We start from the raw sequence: 21,004 nt of genomic DNA, 5'->3' as shown, positions 1-21,004 counted from the left end.
ATCCGGATTCACCGTGTTTCTCCGTTAAAAAGAGGTTCGCTGCCTCGCCAGATTAACTCTGAGCACCGGCTTAACACCGCATCAAATGTAAAAATCGAGCTCTTCCTGACGTTCCAGCAGGCGGTGCATTTCCTTGGAATCCTTGCCAACAAAAAACAGCAAGCCCCAGTGGGTACCAAAGGCGGTTCGCTTGGTAACAATTTCTTCCTGAGGCGTCGTCAGCTCGTGAGACTCAAAATATGGATGGTCTTCCGTTTCTTCCGGAATTTCCAACTTGCTGACAACACGCCGGCGCGGATACACCCCAAAACAACCCGCATGAGCTTTCGCATCGGTCACGGCTTTCGGGAAATAAGCCTCGACTTCTTCATCGGTTGCCTTCGGATCAAACACCAGCATGGTCGCCTGGTAGGCATTGAAGCCCTCGTAAACCCGCTCCAGTAGCTCGAATACTTTGAAGCCCGGCGGACGATACGCCACTTCACCAAAGTACATGGTGCCATCGCTGGTTACAAAGTACTCGGGGTGAATCAACCCGAACTCGATGTCGAACGTTTTGATCAGCAACTCAATCTGGGCAGTGATTTTCTCGCGATAGGCTTCCAGTTCCGGAGAAGCCGGTACATAGACTGAATAACCCAGCTTGACGTATTCGGAAATGTTCAGGAAACGGATTTTGCCATTGTGGATCCAGGCTTCAACCGCAAATTCCCAGCCGTCGAGATGCGATTCCATCAACGATGGAAATTCTTCATCCGGAATGCTATCGACTTCATCGGGCGTGCGAATCACCCTGTGTCCCAGGCAGCCAGCTTTATCGAAGGCTTTTACATGAATTGGGTCGTTCGGGTCACCGTCGAGTTTCAGCAGTGTCTGGTTTACCCGTTTCAAAAAGCGGATGACGTCGTCGCGGTCATGCGCTTCTTCGAAAATACCCACGCGAATGCCACCGAGCTGTGCACGGCGTTTCATCAGTGACTTGTCGCGCATCAGCATCGCCTGGCCCAGCAGGCGCGGATTGTCGAGCAGCACTGAGTTGATTGCACCGGCCCATTCGACGGTTTCTTCGAACAACGGAATCGATACGTTCACTCCCATGTCTTTCAGTGTCTGGGCAATTTCCATCGACCGGTCGTTCAGCCGTTCGAAATTCCAGGGGACATAGGGAATATTGTGTTCCAGACAATATTCTTCAGCCCAGTCGGGCGCGACAACAACGTAGCGTCGATCAAATTTCTCTGCAGCCTCAATGGCGTTAAGGCTCCAGCCCAGCAATGCGATATAACCCTTGTTTGGATCTTTCTTCATAAGAGATGCCTCTTTGTTTGATAGATGGATCCAACCTCTTTTAGCGAGATCAGGGGAGGCACTGAACACATCGCGTGTTGCACTATGGGAAATATTCATGCCTCCCTCCCTGAGCGTCCCTACCATACGCCTGTGAATGCCATTGGTACACCGGACCCCAGGTACAGACGGCTTTACAATTCCCCGCAAAAGCCGTACCCATGGGCACCGTGCCGGACTGGAATTTTTTAAACAGGGGTAAAAAAAGAGGGTAAAACGCCATCGAAGCGCATCGGGCGATGCACTAAACAGCGTTTTACCAGTCGGGAGAAGGGTTGGGGTTCAGTCGTTTTGTCGGGCGTCTTTTCGCTGCTGCTCCCGGCGGCGCAACACTTCGTAGGCCACGGCCAGCACCAGCGTCACCAGAATCATAATCAAACCGAGCGCGTTAACCGCCGGGGTCAGGCCAGTCCGCACCTTGGTGGCAATATAAACCGTCAGAGTGGTATCGAAACCGCGCACAAAGAGCGTTGTGTTGTAGTTTTCGAACGACTGCAGAAAGGCGATAACAGCCGCGGTCAGAATAGCCGGTTTCAGATACGGCAGCAGTACCCGTCGAACGACCTGAGAGTGAGTCGCGCCCAGACTGTAGGCAGCACGCTCCAGGGTCCTGTCGAAGCGTTGCAATCGTGCCAGAACCATCAACATGACGTAGGCGGAGATGAACGTTGCCTGTGCGATAACCGTTAAACCAATGCCGCCACTGACACCCAGGTTTCGCCAGAATATCAGTGTCGAAATACCGATGATAACCCCCGGCGTCAGTAGGGGGGACAGCATCAGGCTGTAGTAGAAATTCTTCCCTTTGCCTTCATAGGTCGACAAAAACAACCCGGCTGAAACACCGATCGGTACTGCCAGTGCCAGCACCCCAAGGCCCACGATAAAGCTGTTCAGCAATGCCCCCCACATAGCGGTATCGTTGGCCAGTTCACCAAACCAGCGCCAGGTAGTGTCCCGCCAGGGCCAGATGGTTGGAAAACGACTATCGTTAAAGGTCGCCACCGACATGATCACCAGCGGCGTAAACAAATAGATGAAGAACACCACCAGATAAAAACGAATGCTCCAATACATAAGTCGTTGCGAGGTCATTTTCCGATATCCCCAAGGCCGATGCGGAACACCTTCATCACGGCTGAGATGAAGCCAATACAGAGAATCAGCAGAACAAAGGCGTAGGCCGCCCCCATGTTCCAGTCGCCTCCTTCAAAGAACCAGTTGTAGATGATCTGGGTGAACCAGCGGCTGCCCGGCGAGCCTAAGAGTGCGGGTACCGCGTAACTGCCCGCAGCCAGCATAAACACCATAATGCAACCAGTGGCTATGCCGGGTTTCGCATGTGGAATAACAATGCGCCAGTGAATGCGAATCAGCCCGGCCCCAAGGTTACGGGCGGCCCGCACCTGGTTGTTATCGAGACTTTCGATGGCGTTGTACAACGGGAACACCATAAACAAGATGTAGGCGTAAACCATACCGATCAACACGCCGCCATCACCGGACAAAAACCGAATGGGCCGGTCAATAAACCCCAACCCCAGCAGCAAGGCGTTCAGTGGCCCCTGAAACGACAGAATCAGATACCAGGAAAAAGTGCGCAGGATTTCATTGATCCAATACGGAATCACCAGCAACAGCGCGATCAGCATCACCTGTTTGGCAGTTGCCAGTTGCGCCAGAAAATACGCCACCGGATAAGACACCATCAAGGTCAGTACCGTCACCAGAATGCTGGACCAGATCGTCTTGAAAAAGATGGTGCGGTGAATGTCGTTGTTGATCAGGGTCTGATAGTTGCCCAGCGTATAAACATCTTCAGGGCCACCGTACTGGCTGGGAATCAGGTTGGGTTTGAACGAGTAGTCGATCATGATCAGTTGCGGCAACAACACCAGTACAATCAGCCAGAACCACAACAACAGCAGCACGACCAGCGTCATCGGCCCGCCGAAACGAGCGGTCAGTTGCTTAATCATGCGCTGCCTCCAGGGGGCCGTATTCAGGCAATACCACGGTCTCGGCAACCTGGAAGCCCAGTGACAGCGACGCGCCCTGCTGGACCTGGCCGCCATAGGCACGCTGGTCGGCCTGAACGTGAATCATTGCCGGCAACTGGGCATGACGGGTTTCCAGCGTTAAGTGTGCGCCTTCAAAATTAACGGTTTCGACACTGACATCCACGCGGTTCACATCCTGTGCTGTCGCTGCCTGAAGACTTTCGGGACGAACATAAAGTCCACAAGGCTGGCCCGGCTCAAGCTTTGCCCCGACCCGACCTCTGAACTGCCCTGCTTCGCCACAGTCGACCAGCACCTCTTCACCGTCAACCGAGACCACTTTACCCGATAAACGGTTATTTTCACCGACAAACTCGGCCACAAAGGCGGTTTTTGGCTGGCGATACAGTTCAATCGGGGTATCGACCTGCTGCAACCGACCCGCCGACATAACCGCGACCCGGTCCGACATGGTCAGGGCTTCACCCTGATCGTGGGTAATGTAGATGAAGGTAATTTCGGTGCGCCGCTGAATTTCTTTCAGTTCCGTACGCATGTGCTGACGCAGTTTCAGGTCGAGCGCCGAGAGGGGTTCATCCAGCAGCAAGACTTTAGGTTCCACGGCCAGAGCCCGGGCAATAGCCACCCGTTGTTTCTGTCCACCGGACAGATCGTCGATCCGGTATTGGCCACTGCCGCGCAAGTCCACCAGTTCCAGCAACCGGTCCGATACCTTGCGGCGTTCAGGCTTACTAACGCCTCTCACTTCCAAACCGAATTCGATGTTTTCCGCCACGCTCATCAGCGGGAACAAGGCCAGATTCTGAAAAATCATCGAGGTGGGCCGCTTGTTGGCAGGCACCGCGGCCATGGGTTCGGTACCAATATTAACGGCCCCGGTGGTCGGGGTGAGAAAACCGCTGACAATGTTCAGCAAAGTGGTTTTACCGCAGCCCGACGGGCCCAGAAAACTGAAAAACTCACCGGATTGAATGTCCAGATCCAGCGGCTGAACGGCCGTGAAGTCGCCGAATTTCATGGAAATGTTGTCAAGATGGACTCGACTGTCCATAGCAGTACTTCCTATCTAAGCATCCCTGATACCTACAATAGTCAGGTCTTCCATCCCGGAACGACCAAAGCCCCGCTGGGCGGGGCTGTTATAAATCCGCTGACATGAGCGGGTCTGTTCAGATCGATCAGGCTGACAAGTACCGGTCCTGATACTCGTTGCGGATCGACACATACCAGGGTTCCTGGATGGGCCACCACCACAAGTTCGCCAGATCCTGCGCTGTGTAGGAGTTGGTGAAGAAATCTTTGGTTGCCTGCGGCAGCAGGGCTTCTGCACCGCGAGCCGTCGAGTTGTAACCGGTGGCCTTCACAAACATGGCACCCGCTTCAGGGGTGTAATACCAGTTAATGAACTCGTACACCGCATCGACGTTCTGCGCATTCTTCGGAATAACGAAACCTTCCATCCACGCCAACGCCCCTTCTTTGGGCGCCGCGTAAGCGATCGGCTGACCTTCCTGGATCAGGTTAAACGCAGTACTGTCCCAGGTTTGTCCAACGACGGCGCCGTTGGTGCGGAATGCACCCTGAGCTTCGTTTTCAGTGTTCCAGAACTGGGCGATCATACCTTTGTGCTCAACGGCCACCTTCAGAATTTCGTCAAAGTTGGCACGGGCAGCCGCTTCACCCTGGAACATATCCAGCAATGGGAACGGCAGACGGCCCTGCTGCTCCAGCCACAGGCCGATACCGATCAGCGCCGAGTGGCCGCGCACAGTAACACCGGTGCCGTGGTCGGGATTCCACAAATCGCCATAGCTCAGATTGTTACGGTTGATACTGGAATAATCGGTGTGGTAAGCAATGGCCTCGGTGCCCCAGTCGGACGGTGCGAAATAACGCTCACCATTGACCACGCCACCTACTTCTGAGCCTTCGATCGAGCTTTCCAGAGCGCCGTCCCAGTTGATGCGGCTGGTGTCCAGCGCCTGCACCAGGTCAAAATCCACATAGCCCGGTACCCGGTCAACCGTCGGCATAATGATGTCGAAACCCGACCCGTCGGTGGCGCGCAGGCTGTTCATCAGTTCATCGTTGGTGCCGTAGGGTGTGAAGGTTGCGTTGATGCCGGTCTTCTCACGAAAATCGTTCAGCATTTCATCGGTGATGTAGCCGGCCCAGGCGTAGATCCGCAGCTCCTGGCTCTCGGCCAGGGCCCGATTGATGTAGAAGGGACTGGCGGCAATCGCGCCAGCGGCCATGGATGTTTTTATAAACTTCCGTCTTGTAAAGGTCATGGTCCCACTCCTGTTGTTTTTCTATAACGGTTGTCGTTCTCTGAGTAGTCGTTCTATCAAGCAGTCTTTGCACGCTGTATCTTTGAATCAGTGCATGGAATCAGTGCATGTATGGCACGAAGTTGACTGAACGCGCTTTGTTGAACAAGCGTTCAATATAGAATCTAATATAAATATGACAAGAATGTGATGTTTTTATGTCATTTTTTTGGATTCTTCACCTTCTATTGATCATCAACCTGGCCTACGACGTCGTTTTAGACACAGCTCTGCCAACCGTAAAAACGGACGTGACTGAACCGAACCTCAGTATAGAAGGCATTTTGAAAAATACAGGCAGAATGCAGAGGTAACTCGAACACCCGGTTAGGTCTAGGCGCCTCAGTCAAAAGGTGGGCTTGGTCGACCATTTTCTGGCAAACGCTATGAAGGAGGTTCCCTATACGTCTCAAGACGGTTTAGCCAGCCAGGTAACCAGCGATCCCGTTCGATAGCCCGGGGCGCATTGGCCGCTCTTCGGGTCAGCACATCGGCGGCGGCCTGGCGAAAGGCGTCCAGGGCCCTGTGCTCCGGGTACCAAGTCATCTGCTGCAACACCTGCAACACGCCCCACCCCTCACCCTGATAGGCCTCGCCGGGTGCCAACCCCTCGCCTTTGAAATTCACATAATCGATCAGTGCGTAGCTGCCTCCGGGCGTGGCGGTGAGGGCGGCCAGATAGCCCGACAACCGAGCTTGCTGTTCAACAGGCGCCGCCTCAATCACTCGCTCCAGTGATGCCTGTGCCCGAGCCAGAATAAAGGCCACTTGTAGGCCTTGGGAGTCGACCAGCCAGTCACGCAATGTCGCCAGGCGCGCATCGTTTTCAACCGCCAGAAACTGGTTTCGGTTCGGCCAGGGAGCGTCCATCGGGGTTAGCTCTGTCAGCCACTGAGGTACCGGATCTACCGCGTCCAGCGCAAACTGAACCCAGGCGGGAAAACTTTCCACAAAAGGCTCGTCCACACCGGTGGGATACCAGATAAAGTGCCCGATACCCAGGGACGGAAAGGCCTCGCCTTCGTTCCAGTGCACCAGACATTCCGCTCTACTGGCACATTCGTTCTGGTATATTCGGGCCCCAACCCAATCCAGCTGTGCCGGTGAAAGTGCCAGGCCGAAGCGATCGGCAACGGCCAGAGGCACGATCACAATCGCCAGAATAACGCTCACCAGCACCCGCCTTACCTGAAATGAGCCCTGCATTACCAAAGCGGTATTCTCCTGTTTGCGGTTTTTTCAACTGACGAATGCAACGATACCACCTACCCACCGAAGCGGAGACGTTTTCATCCCGATCAGGTATAGTTTGGGTTCTAAAATCGCTGATTTTATTGCTGAATCAACCGCTATATCGACTGTATTTTGCCGGGAGGCTATGGTTACCAACCGACATCTGTTTCGTCATGCGCTAGCCAGCCTGCGTTATCACCGGCGTCCCCTGCTGGCGTTTCACGTTTATTTTACCATCCTGGCCTTCAGTCTGTTGTCGCCTGTTTCAGGCTGGCTGTTATCGGTTTTGGTCAACCTTGCCGACGCCTCGCTGATCAGCAATGTTGATCTGGCCAGGTTTCTGATATCACCGGCGGGCCTGTTGTGGATCCTGGTGTCTGGCACACTGGCAATTGTGGCCGTGTTTCTGCAGCACGCGGGCATGATGCTGATTGTCTCGCACGGTCGTGACAATCGCTTTCACACCTCCGCCAGTGCGCTCTGGCGGGTTGCCCACCGACTGCCCAGACTGCTTCGTCTGGCCGGTATTCAGGTGTTCGTGCAATTGCTGGTGGCCGCCCCCTTTCTGCTCATCATCATTCTGTCGTTCAACACCCTGCTGACCGATTACGATTTGTATTACGTGATCACCGAAAAGCCACCCGCCTACTGGGGCTTTCTGGCGATCATGGGCGCGATGTTTGCAATTATGGCGGTGGTTAATGGCAGTCTCTATCTGCGCTGGGTGCTGGCATTGCCGATCCTGCTGCTGGAAGAATTACCGCCGCGCCAGGCTCTGAAGCGCAGTGCGCAACTCAGCCGGGGTGCACGACTCAACATTGCTGCCCTGTTACTGACAGCAGGCGGCGGTGTTGCCCTGCTGCCGGTGATTCTGGCACTGGTGTTCGAAGGGATGGCCAAGGGGTTGCTGGCCATTCTGCCCGAGTTTTACAGCCTGCTGATCCCGGTCATGATCCTGTTGATTATCATCTATGCCGTGCTCGCGGTAGCGGCAGGCTTCATTGGCGTCAGCCTGAACAGTCTGGTAATTCTGAAGTTGTATCAACGCGGCCAGGGCCGCCATGTTGGCCTGCCACCGGATCCGGAACCCAGGCAGGTAGGCGTGCTGGCCTGGGGGATCGAACTTATCGTCGTGCTGTTGGCGCTGATACAAGTCGGGTTTGTGTTCAATAGCTGGAATACACCGGAAGATATCGCGATTACCGCCCACAGAGGCAGCTCGCTGAAAGCTCCGGACAATTCACTGGCGGCTATTGAGTATGCCATTGATGACGGCGCCGACTATGTCGAACTGGACGTACGGCAGACCGCCGATGGCCATCTGGTACTATTGCACGACAAAGACCTGTTGCGCGTCGCCGGTGACCCGAGAGATGTTTGGAACCTCACCCTTGCCGAAATACAGGCAATGGATGCGGGCAGCTGGTTTAGCCCGGCGTTTGAGGGCACCCGAATCCCCACCCTCGTCGAGGCCATTGACCTGATGCGCGGCCGCGCAACTCTCTATCTGGAAGTGAAAGCCAGCCCACAAAGCCCGGGGCTGGTGCGCAAGGTAATAGAAACGCTAGAACAGGAAGACATGATCGATCAGACCTTGTTCGCCGCGCTCGAACCCGCCGTGCTGCGCCAGGCACAACTACTGGCTCCCGAATTACGCACCAGCCTGCTGGTCCATTCAGTAATCGGTTCGATCGATGGACAACCCTTTGATGTACTGGCACTGCGAGATGCGCTGATCAGCCCCGCCCGCATCAGCAACGTACGCCAGCAACACCAGGAGATTCACGTCTGGACGGTCAACGACCGTCGCAGCATGTCGAGAATGATCGATCAGGGCGTCGACAACATCATCACCGACCGACCTGAGCTGCTCGCCGAATTACTGGCCGAGCGCGCCGAGCTGTCAGAACCCGAACGGTTGTTGCTTAGGTTGCGGAATTGGATGTGGTGAGTTTTGGTGCCAGTGGTTGGCCTACCATGAGTTATCTGGGGAGGTTGCAGGTGAGTCACCTCTACGCCTTTGCCGGCCCAAGCAGACCTTATGTGCTACTGCAGGGAGAATACCAAAGGCTTTATGGATGATGATCCAGATGCAAATTAGCACACTCACAGCTATGGCACAGTTTTAGGCTCCGGGCTGGGTATGCCTCTGCCAGGGTAGTCTGAGGCATGGATGCCGAAGCCTTGGCCCCACGGACGGGTTTACGCCGACCCTGGCAGAGGCATACCCAGTTCGGCGCCGACGCCACTGCCAGGAACTGATCCTCGACGCCGCACCCATAAAAAAACCGGTCGCGAGGACCGGTTTTTTTAAAGAATTTGGTGGAGCTATGCGGGATCGAACCGCAGACCTCCTGCATGCCATGCAGGCGCTCTCCCAGCTGAGCTATAGCCCCGATTTCTCGGTGTTTTCCAGGTAATTCTCAGACAGCCTCTAAGGCATCACCTCGAATTGCGCGCAATAATAGGAATCGCCCCGCCGGGTGTCAAGCTGTTTTTGCTTTTAATTCAACAACTTGCACCCGGGCACCGTCGGCCTTAGCCGATGGCAGACAGTTCCTTTTCCAGGCTTTTCAGTTTCTTCTTGCCCAGACCGCCCAGAACCTCGATGGCGTGGCGCAAGCGTCCCCGGGTCATGTCCGGACCGAGGATGTTCATGGCGTCCAATACCGAGACCGAGGCTGCCGATCCGGTGATGGCGATGAACAGCGGCGCCATGACATCGCGCATTTTCAGCTCAAGGTGGTCGGCTACGGCTTTTACATCGGCCATGATGTTATCTTTGCCCCAGTGACGCTGGGCTTCCAGCTTCCAGAGAATCAGCTGCAGGGTTTTCTTCAGCGTGTCTTCATCCAGTTTTACGGATTCAAAACTCGCCGGTGTCAGTGTTGGCATGCCCTGGAAGAAAAACTGGGCCAGTGGCGCTACATCACTCAGGCGCTCAATGCGTTGCTGAACCAGCGGCATAAAACGGCTGACGTAGTCGGCATTGAATTTCCAGTCGAGCAGACGCTGCAGCAGTTGCTCCGGCGTGAGGTCTTCGCGCAGGTAGCGACCGTTCAACCAGTCTAGTTTTTCCGGGTCAAACACTGGTCCGCCTAGCGAAATACGTTTCACGTCAAAGTTGGCAATCATGTCATCCAGGGTGAACTTTTCTTCGCCGTTGGGCATGGTCCAGCCCATCATGCCGAGGAAGTTGATCAGCGCTTCCGGCAGAATGCCGAGGCTGTGGTAGTAATCGATCGATGTTGGGTTCTTGCGCTTGCTCAGTTTCGATTTATCAGCATTGCGCAACAGCGGCAAATGACAAAACACCGGTGGTTCCCAGCCGAAGTACTGATACAACAGAATCTGCTTCGGTGTTGAGGAAATCCACTCCTCGCCACGCAATACGTGGCTGATTTCCATCAGGTGGTCATCGACCACACAGGCCAGGTGGTAGGTTGGCATACCGTCTGATTTGAGCAATACCTGCATGTCGATCTGCGACCATTCGATGGCAATCGGGTCGCGCAGCAAATCTGCGACTTCGCACTGACCAGTCTGCGGCACTTTCATTCGTACGACCGAAGGCTCACCGGCTTGCAGACGAGTGTTGACCGCTTCCTCACCGAGGTTCAGGCAGTGACCATCGTAGCCCGACAGTCCCTGCTCCTGCTGGTGTTTGCGCATCTCGTTGAGGCGTTCAGCGGTGCAAAAACAATGGAAAGCATGACCGTTCTCAAGCAGGGTTTCGGCGTGATCCTGGTATATCGCTTTGCGGTCGCTTTGGCGATAGGGCCCGTGTGGACCACCGCAATCGGGACCTTCGTCCCAGCTTAACCCCAGCCAGTTCAACGAATTGAGGATCGCGGCTTCGGACTCTGGCGTTGATCGCACCTGGTCTGTGTCTTCAATGCGTAGAATGAAATCACCGCCCTGGCTCTTGGCAAAAGCACGATTAAACAGGGCAATGTAGGCCGTGCCAACGTGCGGGTCGCCGGTCGGCGACGGAGCGATACGGGTGCGGATCTTAGTCATAGCCATGGTGTCTCTTATGCCTTGAGAAAGGGCGGCAGTATACCGGTTCCGGCCCTCCGGCACCAAGAGCCACAGTGAATCCGGGTTTACCGTGTTATTCGTTTGAGCACCCTGCCGTTCAATGAACACCCCGCCATTACAAGGCCCCCAAAAAAAACCCTGCCAACAGCAGGGTTTGTATTCCGGTCGAGGGCAATCGACCGAAGGGTGGAGACCATTGGTTCTATTTTCTAAACCGTTTTCGGGTATATCTGGTAATGAATGCCGGCCATGTCGTGAATGGTGCGCACGACCTGGGCGCTGTAGCCTGCTTCGTTGTCGTACCAGACGTAGACCACTGCCCGCTTGCCGGTCACGATGGTCGCACCACTGTCGACGATGCCGGTTTTACGATTGCCGACAAAATCCGACGACACTGCTTCGGGCGAATTGGTGTAGTCGATCTGTTTGTTCAGGTCTGAATACAGGGCCACATGACGCAGATAATCGTTCAGATCGTCTCGCGTGGTTTCCCGCTCAAGATTCAGGTTCAAAATCGCCATCGACACATTCGGTGTCGGCACCCGAATGGCATTGCCGGTCAGTTTGCCTTCCAGCACCGGCAAGGCTTTGGCAACGGCTTTGGCGGCGCCAGTCTCAGTCAGCACCATGTTCAGTGGTGCACTGCGGCCACGGCGCTCACCTTTGTGGAAGTTGTCGATCAGGTTTTGATCGTTGGTGTAGCTGTGAACTGTTTCAACGTGGCCGTTTTCGATGCCGAATTCATCGTTCAGTGCTTTCAGAACCGGCGTAATGGCGTTGGTGGTACAGGACGCGGCGGAGACAATGGTATCGGCCTCAGTCAGCGACGCATCGTTGATGCCATGAACGATGTTTTTAATGTCACCCTTGCCCGGCGCAGTCAGCAGAACCCGGCTGGCACCCGGGCAGTTCAAGTGCTGACCAAGCCCGTCGCGGTCGCGCCACATGCCGGTGTTATCGACCACAATGGCATCGCGTATGCCGTATTGGGTGTAATCAACATCGGCTGGCGATTTGGCATAGATAACCTGAATGGCAGTGCCGTTCACCACCAGGGTGTTGTGCTCTGCATCGACGGTGATAGTGCCTTCAAAACTGCCATGAACCGAATCGCGACGCAGCAGACTGGCACGCTTTACCAGATCATCATCGGTACCCCCCGGGCGAACAACAATGGCCCTGAGGCGCAGAGGTGAACCGCCCGCTTTTTCAATCAAAATCCGAGCCAGCAGCCGGCCGATACGGCCAAAGCCGTACAATACAACGTCTTTCGCCGGCGCCTGGTAGCGCGCATTCGCGTCGTAGCCGTCTTTCAGGTCGGCCAGCTCGCCTTCCAGAAAATGCCGTAACGGCGTACCCATGGCCTGGGACTTGTGTTTGAGCGCCAGTTTACCGATGTCGATGTGCGCCGGCGCCAGCTTCATTTCGTCAATAATTTCCAGCACCCCCAGAGTCTCATTGACCGACAATTCATGGCCTTCCACCTGGCGAACAAAGCGATGGGTTTTTAACAATTGTATAACGGACTGATTGATGATCTGACGACCATAGATCGACGTAATCACGTTGTTCTTACGGTACAGACGCCCGATGATCGGGATCATGGCTTCGGCCAGGGCTTCCTTTTCCTGCCAGCGCAGCAGGGTCTGATCGACGGCGGCTTGATTCACACTCAGTCCTCTTTCCAGGTGATTGGGTCGTTGAGTCCGGACAACCAGAGCGGGTTGTCACAGAATAATTGGTAGTTTCAAATCCCGATATCATCCGGGTTGGGACGGATTCTAGAGCAGGTGAGCCTGTGGTACGAGATGCTTTGTCAGGAAATAATTGTCATTATTTGACAGCTTATACAGAGACCATGGCGGATTGAAAGTTAATTACCACAAAGTGATCTGGAAACTGAAATATTTATCCGGTGCTGAATCACAAAGGCCAGCAAAAAATGGACTGGAAAGCAGCCAGCATCAGCCTGTCCCGAAATATCCGGTAACAAAACCCGCGAATGCGACCAAAGAACTTGAAAGGGAGTTACGGAATTTTAGTACTGCGGGATTCGAATAATATTTTTCACAGAGAGTGATTTTAAACGCTATATATGGAGATTCGAAATCACCGCCCTATCCGAGTTTCGGCGACTCATTTCAGGCAAGCTTCAACTCGCTGATTGAGCTCGCGGCGTCGTGACGCATCCAGGTTAGCCTGAGGATCATAGGCCAAAGTATCTATCAGTTGTGCCAATCGTGCCAACGCTTCCCGCTGACCCGGATGCTCAAGGGCAAGTCGGGCCATAAAATCGGCAACCGTCTCACCGGTGCGTCTTGCGCCTAATTGTCGTTCTAACTTACCCAGGCTGGCCCAGGGTTCGGCCTGACGCCTGGGAAGGTGTAACAGACCGGTAAACCAGGCCATTAATACTCCCAGAACGCCAAGAAAAATGGTCATAAACACGGCTGCATGCCAGGGGTTTATGCGACCGAAACGCGCTTCCAGCAATCCCAGGGCGTTGCTTTGCTGGTAATTCAACACCGATACCTGCCATTGGTACTGCACCGAATCCCACCAAAACCGTAATTCATTGACCGGCCCCAGGTTTCGACCAACACGCACCCCAAAGGGCAAATCCGACGGGTTGTCTGCACTGAGCCAATCGTCCAGGTTGGTATCAGTCCGGCCCGGCGCTACTGCGGCTGTAGGGTCGATACGCTGCCACCGGCCGTTGAGCCAGACTTCAACCCAGACGTGGGCTTCCATTTGACGAACCTGAATATAATTACCATTTTCATTATAGCTGCCACCCAGGTAGCCGCCCACCAGACGCGATGGAATGTCAGCTACACGGGCCAAATAGGCCACCGCACTGGCGTAATGCGAGCAAAAACCAGCCCGGCCATCGAACCAGAAGTCACTCAGACTGTCGGCCGACGGATACAACGGTGGCCGCAAAGTATATCGAAACGGCTCATTTCGAATATGCGCCAGAATGGCCTCCAGGTAAGCCACATCAGACCCCGCTGCGTCGCGCTGCGCGAGCCCCCACTGTCGCAACGCCTCATTCCCCTGATTTGGCAAGCGCTGATAATACTGCAAGCCAACTTCATCGAACCAGTCAACATCCGATGCTGATTGCGCCTCGTAGCGGTAGGTCTGGCTCAGGCTATTGCGGCGAGCGGCACGACCATCGGGCAAGACAAAAACATCCTCACCGCGTATTTGCGTGGGCCAGTCCAGAAAATACAGCCAGTGTTGCTGCGTGGCCTCAAGCACCACCGAGTAGTCATAACGCTCTGCATCCGGTGTTGCCAAGGGTAACTGACCGCGTGGCCACTGAAAACGATTTCGATCACGAAAATGGGCACGCCAGCTACGGCCATCAAAATCACCCAGTGTCGTGCCCCGCCAGTACCATTGTTGGCGTGGTGGCAGCTCACCCTCGAACTGGACCCGAAAGGCTGGCGCCGTGCTCTGGGCCAGCGAGGCGATACTGCCAGGGTCAACCTGATCGGACATGCCGGTCTGAACGCCACGCTCATCATTGGGGATGGACCACAGCGGCGGCAAACGCGGAAAAAACAGAAAACCCACGATCATGATAGGTATCGCCGCGACCATCAGCGCCAGGCTCAGCTTCGTTCCGCGCTTCCAGCGAAATGTATGGTCTGCGGTAATCGCGTGCAGTGCCAGGGTATTGGCGAGCACCATGATAACGGCGAGCAGAGCCCCGTCTGGCGTGTAGTTGTACAGTAGGAAAATACCGGTCAGAAAATACCCGAGATACACCTGGAAAATACCGTCACGACGACGCATGACTTCCAGCGATTTAAGCAAGTAGCCCAATACACACAGGGCAACGGCGCTGTCCAGGTTGTAGGCTCTCAGCCCACTGAGCAACAGACCACCAATGCCCACCAGAATGGCCAGAATGATCAGGCTGCGCGGTGCCTGACGCATCTCCCCGTGTGTCACGCGCCAGCGCCACATGAGCACCAACCCAAATACTGCCCCCAGCCAGAGCGGTAAATAGAACAGGAATGGCAACACCATAATGCCCTGCACCAACAGTAACACCCATAATACAGACAGCGGCATCACCCGACGCATGACGGGCACATACTGGGTCATATCACCTCTCCAAATTCCGCCAGTGCACGCTGGCATCGCTCCAGATGTCGCTGACCCTTGTCTGGAGCTATCTCATGGTCTGGCAGACGCAAACCAAAAGGCCGATCCTGTTGATGACAGCGGTTCATGTGCCAGGCCAGCGCCGACAACCGCAGTTCGATCGCAATACCCGGGAATGCATCCCAGTCCAGCCACTGATCCGCCGCCTGGTAATCAACAAAATGTTTTACCACCAGTTCACCCCGTGAAAAGGAAGGCCAATGCATTCGGTGTACTGAATCGCCCGCCTGATACTCACGTAACGAGTGAAAGTCTTCGGTTCCGGTCTTGATGAAATGATCGTTGCTGACCTCGCCATCCGGCTCGGTGCCGACGGGCTGAAGTGGCTGTTCAACAGGTTCGGGATAGGCCCAGGCGTCCAGATCCATTTTGATGTGCGACCAGGCTACTATCAGGCCAAAGGGATAACGGCTTTCCAGTCTGAATCTTGGCAGTGGCTGGCGTCCGCGCCGGGTCGTCGGACGGCTCAGGGTGACCGGGGTATCACGCCCGTCCATTTCCACACCGATCTGCCCCCAGTCATCATGATGAAATTCGAGCGGCCCCCGGTACCGTGTCCGGAAAGAGCTCAGCAATAATGAGTAGGTGGCGTTCTCCCCTGCTTCGACCAGACTGGCCTGCTCCGCCCGCACCACCAGCCCGGACAGATTGCGATAGGTCAGGTGCACGGCCGCCCAGAGCATGGCGATCAGCCAAAAACCCAGGGCATAATTGAGAGAACTTTCAAAATTGATCGCCAGCAGCAAAACAACCAATGCCAGACCCAGCATCAGCAGACCCTGGCGGGTCGGTACGATGAAGATACGGGATTGCTTGAGCGTCACTTCACGACCTGGAGGCAGTCGACGCTGCACCCAGGCATCCAGGCGACGCTGTACCGGGGTTGGCCAGCGCATCACAAAGCGGCCTCAGGCTGCGATAACATCCACTTCGTCCAGAATCCGCTGCACCAGCACAGCTGTGTCGTGTTCACGCTGACCCTGAATCCGATGCCCGGCCACGGCCGGAAAAACGCGCTGTACGTCGTCGGGCATCACATACCGGCGCCCTTCCACCAATGCCATGGCCCGCGCAGCGGTCATCAGTGCCAGAGCACCGCGTGGCGACAACCCAAGCCGACACAGGCCAGATTCTCGCGAGCTATGAACCAGGCGCATGACATAATTCAACACCGCATCGGAGGCTTTCACGGCCTCAACCTCAGTTTTAAACGTTTGCAGCCGTTCAGTGGTCAGTATGGGTTTGAGATCCGCCAGTTGGGATCGCCCGCGTGTGCCGCTGAGCAGGCCTTTCTCAGATTCGAGATCGGGATAGCCAAGACTCAGTCGCATAAAAAAGCGGTCTAGCTGGGATTCCGGTAACGGATAGGTACCGGCCTGGCTTTGCGGGTTCTGCGTAGCGATCACATGAAACGGCACCGGCAAGGCATGAGTCACTCCATCGGAGCTGACCTGCCCTTCTTCCATCGCCTCCAGCAAGGCGCTTTGAGCCTTGGGCGTAGCCCGGTTCAGCTCGTCAGCCAACAACAACTGGGTAAACACCGGGCCAGGATGAAACTGAAACGCCTCCTGCTCGCGCCGATACACCTGGGCACCGATAACATCAGCCGGCAGCAAATCCGACGTGAATTGCACCCGCTGATAATCCAGAGACAACAACCGGCCCAGAGTCTGAGCCAGAGAAGTCTTGCCAACGCCGGGCAAGTCTTCTAGCAACACATGACCGTCACTCAGAATCGCCACCCAGGCCAGACGCACCACCTCATCCTTACCGGACACCACCTTGCCAGCCTGAGCCAGCAGCTGTTGGGTTACCGTGGCGATATCGGTCATGCAGTGCATTCCTTATATTAATTGCTTAAGTGTCGGTCGAGTATCAGCCCAGTGCCTTCAAGCCGCGAGCAAGATCGTCTTTCATGTCTTCAACGTCTTCCAGCCCCACCGCGATACGAATCAAACCGGGCACAATACCCGCTGCCAGTTTGGTGGCTTCATCCACCCGACCATGAGTGGTGGTATAGGGGTGAGTGATGGTGGTCTTGGTATCGCCCAGGTTCGCGGTGATCGACAGGATGCGCGTCGCATCGATGACCGACCAGGCGGCCTCCTGCCCGCCCTGAACCACGAAACTAAGTACGCCGCCAAATCCGGATTGCTGGCGCCTGGCCAGAGCGTGCTGCGGGTGTGACGGCAATCCCAGGTAATGCACTTGGGTCACCGCGGGCTGGCGTTCCAACCACTCCGCCAGTGCTTGTGCATTGGCGCAATGCTGTTTCATACGCAGATCGAGCGTCTCCAGACCTTTCAGGAAGATCCAGGCGTTGAAAGGGCTCATGCTCGGGCCTGCGCTGCGCAAAAAGCCAATGATCTCACTGATCTGTTCCTGACGACCCACGACGGCGCCTCCCAGAGCACGGCCCTGCCCGTCGATAAACTTGGTGGCCGAGTGAATCACCATATCGGCACCCAGCTCGAGCGGGCGTTGCAACGCCGGTGTGCAGAAGCAGTTATCTACAATCAGCAGTGCATTGGCCTTGCGGGCGATGGCCGCCACGGCTTCAAGATCGGTTACTTCAGATAGGGGGTTCGACGGTGTTTCCAGAAACAATAACCGGGTATTGGGCTGTATCGCCGCCTGCCAGGCATCGACATCTTTAGGGTCAACGTAGGTAGTGGACACACCAAACCGCTCCAGATAGCGGTTGAACACCACATTGGTCGAACCAAAAATACTGCGCGAAGAGACTAAGTGGTCTCCGCTTTTCAGGAACGCCATGCATACACTGAAAATGGCGGCCATGCCCGAGCTGGTCGCCGCACAGGCCTCACCACCTTCAAGCAGGGCCAGACGTGCTTCGAACGACTGAACCGTCGGATTGGTATAGCGTGTATATACGTTACCTTCCCTGTCACCCGAAAAGGTCGCAGCTGCGTCGGCGGCGCTATCAAACACATAAGACGACGTCATGAACAGCGCTTCGGAATGCTCCATTTCAGCCGTATGTCGATAGCCACCGCGCACAGCACGGGTAGCTGGCCGGGCCTTGTTGATGGCGTCTTCGCGCGAATCGGTCATCTGAGTCCCCAGTGCTTAAAAGTGATTGTGACCTGCCACGCCGGTAGCGGCCCTGCGCGTGGTGCCGTTCAGTTATCGTTGTGTAAATCGACCATGGGTGTTTCATCATCGGTGCTGCGCCGCTCACCCTGGGAAGCATCATTGCGCAGGGCTTCCAGTGCGGCCAGATAGTCACTGTCGATGTCACCCGTTACGTATTTTCCGTCGAATACGGAGCAATCAAATGAACGCACGTCCGCCTTATGAGATTGCACGGCCTGACGTAAATCTTCAAGCTCCTGATAGATCAGCTTGTCGGCTCCAATCATTTTTCGAATCTGCTCATTGTCGCGACCATGCGCGATCAGCTCATCAGCGGCCGGCATATCGATTCCGTACACATTGGGATAGCGCACCTCAGGGGCCGCAGAGGCGAAATACACCTTCTTGGCACCGGCATCGCGGGCCATTTCGATGATTTCATTACAGGTGGTGCCCCGCACAATGGAATCGTCGACCAATAAAACGTTCTTGCCCTTGAACTCCAGGCCAATGGCATTAAGCTTCTGGCGCACGGATTTCTGGCGTTGTTTCTGCCCCGGCATGATAAAGGTTCTGCCGATGTACCGGTTCTTCATAAAGCCTTCCCGGTAATGCACACCGAGCCGGTTCGCCAGTTGCAAAGCGCTGGTGCGGCTGGTGTCCGGAATCGGGATAACCACATCAATATCATGGTCTGGCCAGTCCCGGCTGATCTTGTCGGCCAGGGCATCGCCCATGCGCAGCCGGGCTTTGTAGACCGAAATTCCGTCGATGATCGAGTCCGGACGGGCGAAGTAGACAAACTCAAACATGCAGGGTGACAACTGCGGGTTGTCCGCACACTGGCGTGTATGCAACTGTCCGTTGGGATCGATGTAAACGGCCTCGCCGGGGTGCACATCGCGCATGAGCTTATAGCCCAGCACATCCAGCGCCACACTCTCGGAAGCGATCATATAATCGGTACCACCAGCTTCGCGGGTACGCTGGCCAATCACCAGCGGGCGAATGCCAAAGGGGTCGCGAAATGCCACCAGGCCATAACCGGAAATCATCGCAACCGCCGCGTACCCACCCCGGCAGCGTCTATGCACCGCCGCCACGGCGGCAAAAATATCGTCTGCCCCCGGCTGCAGCTTGCCCTGCAACTGCAACTCGTGCGCGAAGACGTTGAGCAGTACCTCGGAATCCGAGGTGGTGTTCACGTGGCGCAAATCAGACTGGTAGAGCGCGGTATTGAGTTCGGCCGAGTTGGTCAGGTTGCCGTTATGGGCCAGTACGATGCCGTAGGGTGAATTGACGTAAAATGGCTGGCTTTCCGCTGTGCTGGATGACCCGGCTGTCGGGTAACGCACATGGCCGATGCCGATGCTGCCAGTCAGTCGTTGCATGTGGTTGATGCGAAACACATCACGCACCAGCCCATTGCTCTTGCGCAGGTAAAACCGCCCCGCGTCTTCGGTTACGATACCTGCGGCATCCTGCCCCCGGTGCTGCAATACCGTCAAGGCATCATACAGCTGTTGATTAACGGCAGAATCACTGACAATGCCCACTATACCGCACATGGCTTACTCACCTCCGACCGACAAAATGGCATTGGATGCTTTATTGATGTATTCACCGGTCCAACTGATCACCGGTTCGAAGAAGGGTACCAGCAGCGAATCCTGCCAGAATTGATCGAGTGCAAACAACCGCCCCAATGCCAGCAATGCAACGACAACGACCAGTCCACGTAACAGGCCAAACACCATACCCAGCACCCGGTCGGTTCCGGTTAGGCCGGTGATACGGACGAATTCACCGAGCAAATGGTTGATCAGGGCGCCAACAATCAGGGTGGCGACAAAAAGAATCGCGAAAGCGGCCGTATAGCGCCAGGCGTCAGATTGAATCAGCCCGACCATGACCACCGCGAGCTTGTCACTGAATAACCGGGCAATGACCAGCGCCACGATCCAGGTTGCCAGCGATAACGCCTCCTTGGTAAAGCCGCGTTTAAGGCTGATCAGGGAGGAAACAATGAGGATGACCAGAATGGTCCAGTCGATGGCGGTCATAGTGATCCTAATCTGAAATCGCGGGCATTCTAACAGACCCGCTTCGATTGTGAACTGCACTCGTCATCGCGCGACGGACCTCTGCCCGACTCAGGGTTGATACCGCACCACCAGACCCTGAAGACCGGTCTGCTGCAGAATGCGCTCCTGCAGATGGCGCACCCGTTCCAGATCGCCGTCTGGCCCTACCAGCACCTGGGTAAAGACAGAGCCATCCGACAATAACACCTCGTTCACGTAGGTATCGTAAGATCGCTCACGCAGTTGATCGCGTAATTCAGCTGCCTTGGTACTGTCGCGAAAACTTGCCACCTGAACACTCCAGGCACGACTGCCAGGCTCAACCGCCGGTGCCACGTCTGCCGTGGTATCTGGCACTTCGGCGTCATCCGCAGCGGAATCAGCCGCCGCCGGGTTGTTCCCAGCCGGTTCCGAATCAGTTTCTGCCGGCGGATCAGGCAGGGCGGGCAACACATCGGCCACCGGTTCCGCCACTCGAATATGAGACACATCCGGTCGCTTGGGCTTGGGAGGGATCTGGGTAATTTTTTCCGGGATGCGACCATCCCCGTCGAGTACGACAGGAACAATCAGAAACACCAGTGCCACTATGACCAGCGCCCCGACAAGGCGCTGTTGAATTCGAACGTCCAAACCTTGCTCCAGTTAACACCACGATGGATCAGACGCCGTC

The 21,004-nt window shown here is 55.6% G+C and carries 16 protein-coding genes and 1 tRNA gene; 1 reads left to right on the top strand and 16 read right to left on the bottom strand.

Annotated features, from left to right (window positions below; genetic code table 11):
* Positions 1 to 81 precede the first annotated feature (81 nt).
* From WEB54_RS04940 to WEB54_RS04915, 6 genes are all read right to left on the bottom strand, one after another.
* The gene (locus WEB54_RS04940; protein ID WP_368053797.1) at positions 82 to 1,308 is read right to left on the bottom strand and encodes an acetyl-CoA carboxylase biotin carboxylase subunit family protein; all 1,227 of its coding nucleotides are present in this window, start codon (positions 1,306 to 1,308) and stop codon (positions 82 to 84) included.
* 321 nt (positions 1,309 to 1,629) lie between these two features.
* Positions 1,630 to 2,442 carry an ABC transporter permease gene (locus WEB54_RS04935; protein WP_368053795.1) on the bottom strand — a complete coding sequence of 271 codons (813 nt, stop codon included), beginning with the start codon at positions 2,440 to 2,442 and terminating at the stop codon, positions 1,630 to 1,632.
* Complete coding sequence (locus tag WEB54_RS04930; RefSeq protein ID WP_368053793.1) at positions 2,439 to 3,326, bottom strand: ABC transporter permease; 888 nt, start codon at positions 3,324 to 3,326, stop codon at positions 2,439 to 2,441. Before WEB54_RS04930 ends, WEB54_RS04935 begins: the two co-directional genes overlap by 4 nt.
* Positions 3,319 to 4,419, bottom strand: a complete 1,101-nt coding sequence (locus tag WEB54_RS04925) for an ABC transporter ATP-binding protein (protein ID WP_368053791.1) — start codon at positions 4,417 to 4,419, stop codon at positions 3,319 to 3,321. Before WEB54_RS04925 ends, WEB54_RS04930 begins: the two co-directional genes overlap by 8 nt.
* 127 nt (positions 4,420 to 4,546) lie before the next feature.
* Positions 4,547 to 5,659: an extracellular solute-binding protein gene (locus tag WEB54_RS04920; protein WP_368053789.1), complete on the bottom strand. Its 1,113-nt coding sequence runs from the start codon at positions 5,657 to 5,659 to the stop codon at positions 4,547 to 4,549.
* A gap of 423 nt (positions 5,660 to 6,082) precedes the next feature.
* Positions 6,083 to 6,871: a hypothetical protein gene (locus tag WEB54_RS04915; protein ID WP_368053787.1), complete on the bottom strand. Its 789-nt coding sequence runs from the start codon at positions 6,869 to 6,871 to the stop codon at positions 6,083 to 6,085.
* A 205-nt stretch (positions 6,872 to 7,076) separates the two neighbouring features.
* Between WEB54_RS04915 and WEB54_RS04910 the strand changes: the two genes are divergently transcribed.
* Positions 7,077 to 8,882: a glycerophosphodiester phosphodiesterase family protein gene (locus WEB54_RS04910; RefSeq protein WP_368053785.1), complete on the top strand. Its 1,806-nt coding sequence runs from the start codon at positions 7,077 to 7,079 to the stop codon at positions 8,880 to 8,882.
* Positions 8,883 to 9,251: 369 nt separating this feature from the next.
* Here WEB54_RS04910 and WEB54_RS04905 read toward each other — a convergent pair.
* The 10 genes from WEB54_RS04905 to WEB54_RS04860 all read right to left on the bottom strand — a co-directional run bounded on the left by WEB54_RS04905 (position 9,252) and on the right by WEB54_RS04860 (position 20,964).
* Positions 9,252 to 9,327, bottom strand: a tRNA-Ala gene (locus tag WEB54_RS04905).
* Positions 9,328 to 9,469: 142 nt separating this feature from the next.
* Positions 9,470 to 10,951, bottom strand: a complete 1,482-nt coding sequence (gene gltX, locus WEB54_RS04900; protein WP_368053805.1) for a glutamate--tRNA ligase — start codon at positions 10,949 to 10,951, stop codon at positions 9,470 to 9,472.
* Between the two features lie 230 nt (positions 10,952 to 11,181).
* Positions 11,182 to 12,642, bottom strand: a complete 1,461-nt coding sequence (locus WEB54_RS04895; RefSeq protein WP_368053783.1) for a glyceraldehyde-3-phosphate dehydrogenase — start codon at positions 12,640 to 12,642, stop codon at positions 11,182 to 11,184.
* A gap of 466 nt (positions 12,643 to 13,108) precedes the next feature.
* Positions 13,109 to 15,091, bottom strand: a complete 1,983-nt coding sequence (locus WEB54_RS04890; RefSeq protein ID WP_368053781.1) for a DUF3488 and DUF4129 domain-containing transglutaminase family protein — start codon at positions 15,089 to 15,091, stop codon at positions 13,109 to 13,111.
* Positions 15,088 to 16,047, bottom strand: coding sequence for a DUF58 domain-containing protein (locus WEB54_RS04885; RefSeq protein ID WP_368053779.1), 960 nt, complete (start codon positions 16,045 to 16,047; stop codon positions 15,088 to 15,090). Before WEB54_RS04885 ends, WEB54_RS04890 begins: the two co-directional genes overlap by 4 nt.
* Positions 16,048 to 16,059: 12 nt before the next feature.
* Positions 16,060 to 16,983, bottom strand: a complete 924-nt coding sequence (locus tag WEB54_RS04880) for an AAA family ATPase (RefSeq protein ID WP_368053777.1) — start codon at positions 16,981 to 16,983, stop codon at positions 16,060 to 16,062.
* Between the two features lie 43 nt (positions 16,984 to 17,026).
* Positions 17,027 to 18,226, bottom strand: coding sequence for an O-succinylhomoserine sulfhydrylase (locus tag WEB54_RS04875; RefSeq protein ID WP_368053775.1), 1,200 nt, complete (start codon positions 18,224 to 18,226; stop codon positions 17,027 to 17,029).
* A gap of 68 nt (positions 18,227 to 18,294) precedes the next feature.
* Complete coding sequence (gene purF, locus WEB54_RS04870) at positions 18,295 to 19,815, bottom strand: amidophosphoribosyltransferase (RefSeq protein ID WP_368053773.1); 1,521 nt, start codon at positions 19,813 to 19,815, stop codon at positions 18,295 to 18,297.
* A gap of 3 nt (positions 19,816 to 19,818) precedes the next feature.
* On the bottom strand, positions 19,819 to 20,310 hold the full coding sequence (locus WEB54_RS04865; RefSeq protein ID WP_368053771.1) for a CvpA family protein: 492 nt from the start codon (positions 20,308 to 20,310) through the stop codon (positions 19,819 to 19,821).
* Between the two features lie 90 nt (positions 20,311 to 20,400).
* Complete coding sequence (locus WEB54_RS04860) at positions 20,401 to 20,964, bottom strand: SPOR domain-containing protein (protein ID WP_368053769.1); 564 nt, start codon at positions 20,962 to 20,964, stop codon at positions 20,401 to 20,403.
* Between the last annotated feature and the right edge of the window lie 40 nt (positions 20,965 to 21,004).

It is taken from the genome of Saccharospirillum sp. (assembly GCF_040881935.1).
Lineage (GTDB): Bacteria > Pseudomonadota > Gammaproteobacteria > Pseudomonadales > Natronospirillaceae > Saccharospirillum.
This window is presented reverse-complemented; position numbering and strand designations above follow the sequence as displayed.

Bases quoted from the DNA above. Each gene is read 5' to 3' on its own strand.
- WEB54_RS04865 (WP_368053771.1), bottom strand. From the start codon at position 20,310: ATGACCGCCATCGACTGGACCATTCTGGTCATCCTCATTGTTTCCTCC.
- WEB54_RS04910 (WP_368053785.1), top strand. From the start codon at position 7,077: ATGGTTACCAACCGACATCTGTTTCGTCATGCGCTAGCCAGCCTGCGT.
- WEB54_RS04875 (WP_368053775.1), bottom strand. From the start codon at position 18,226: ATGACCGATTCGCGCGAAGACGCCATCAACAAGGCCCGGCCAGCTACC.
- WEB54_RS04925 (WP_368053791.1), bottom strand. From the start codon at position 4,419: ATGGACAGTCGAGTCCATCTTGACAACATTTCCATGAAATTCGGCGAC.
- WEB54_RS04885 (WP_368053779.1), bottom strand. From the start codon at position 16,047: ATGCGCTGGCCAACCCCGGTACAGCGTCGCCTGGATGCCTGGGTGCAG.
- WEB54_RS04880 (WP_368053777.1), bottom strand. From the start codon at position 16,983: ATGACCGATATCGCCACGGTAACCCAACAGCTGCTGGCTCAGGCTGGC.
- WEB54_RS04935 (WP_368053795.1), bottom strand. From the start codon at position 2,442: ATGACCTCGCAACGACTTATGTATTGGAGCATTCGTTTTTATCTGGTG.
- gltX (WP_368053805.1), bottom strand. From the start codon at position 10,951: ATGACTAAGATCCGCACCCGTATCGCTCCGTCGCCGACCGGCGACCCG.
- WEB54_RS04940 (WP_368053797.1), bottom strand. From the start codon at position 1,308: ATGAAGAAAGATCCAAACAAGGGTTATATCGCATTGCTGGGCTGGAGC.
- purF (WP_368053773.1), bottom strand. From the start codon at position 19,815: ATGTGCGGTATAGTGGGCATTGTCAGTGATTCTGCCGTTAATCAACAG.
- WEB54_RS04890 (WP_368053781.1), bottom strand. From the start codon at position 15,091: ATGACCCAGTATGTGCCCGTCATGCGTCGGGTGATGCCGCTGTCTGTA.
- WEB54_RS04930 (WP_368053793.1), bottom strand. From the start codon at position 3,326: ATGATTAAGCAACTGACCGCTCGTTTCGGCGGGCCGATGACGCTGGTC.
- WEB54_RS04920 (WP_368053789.1), bottom strand. From the start codon at position 5,659: ATGACCTTTACAAGACGGAAGTTTATAAAAACATCCATGGCCGCTGGC.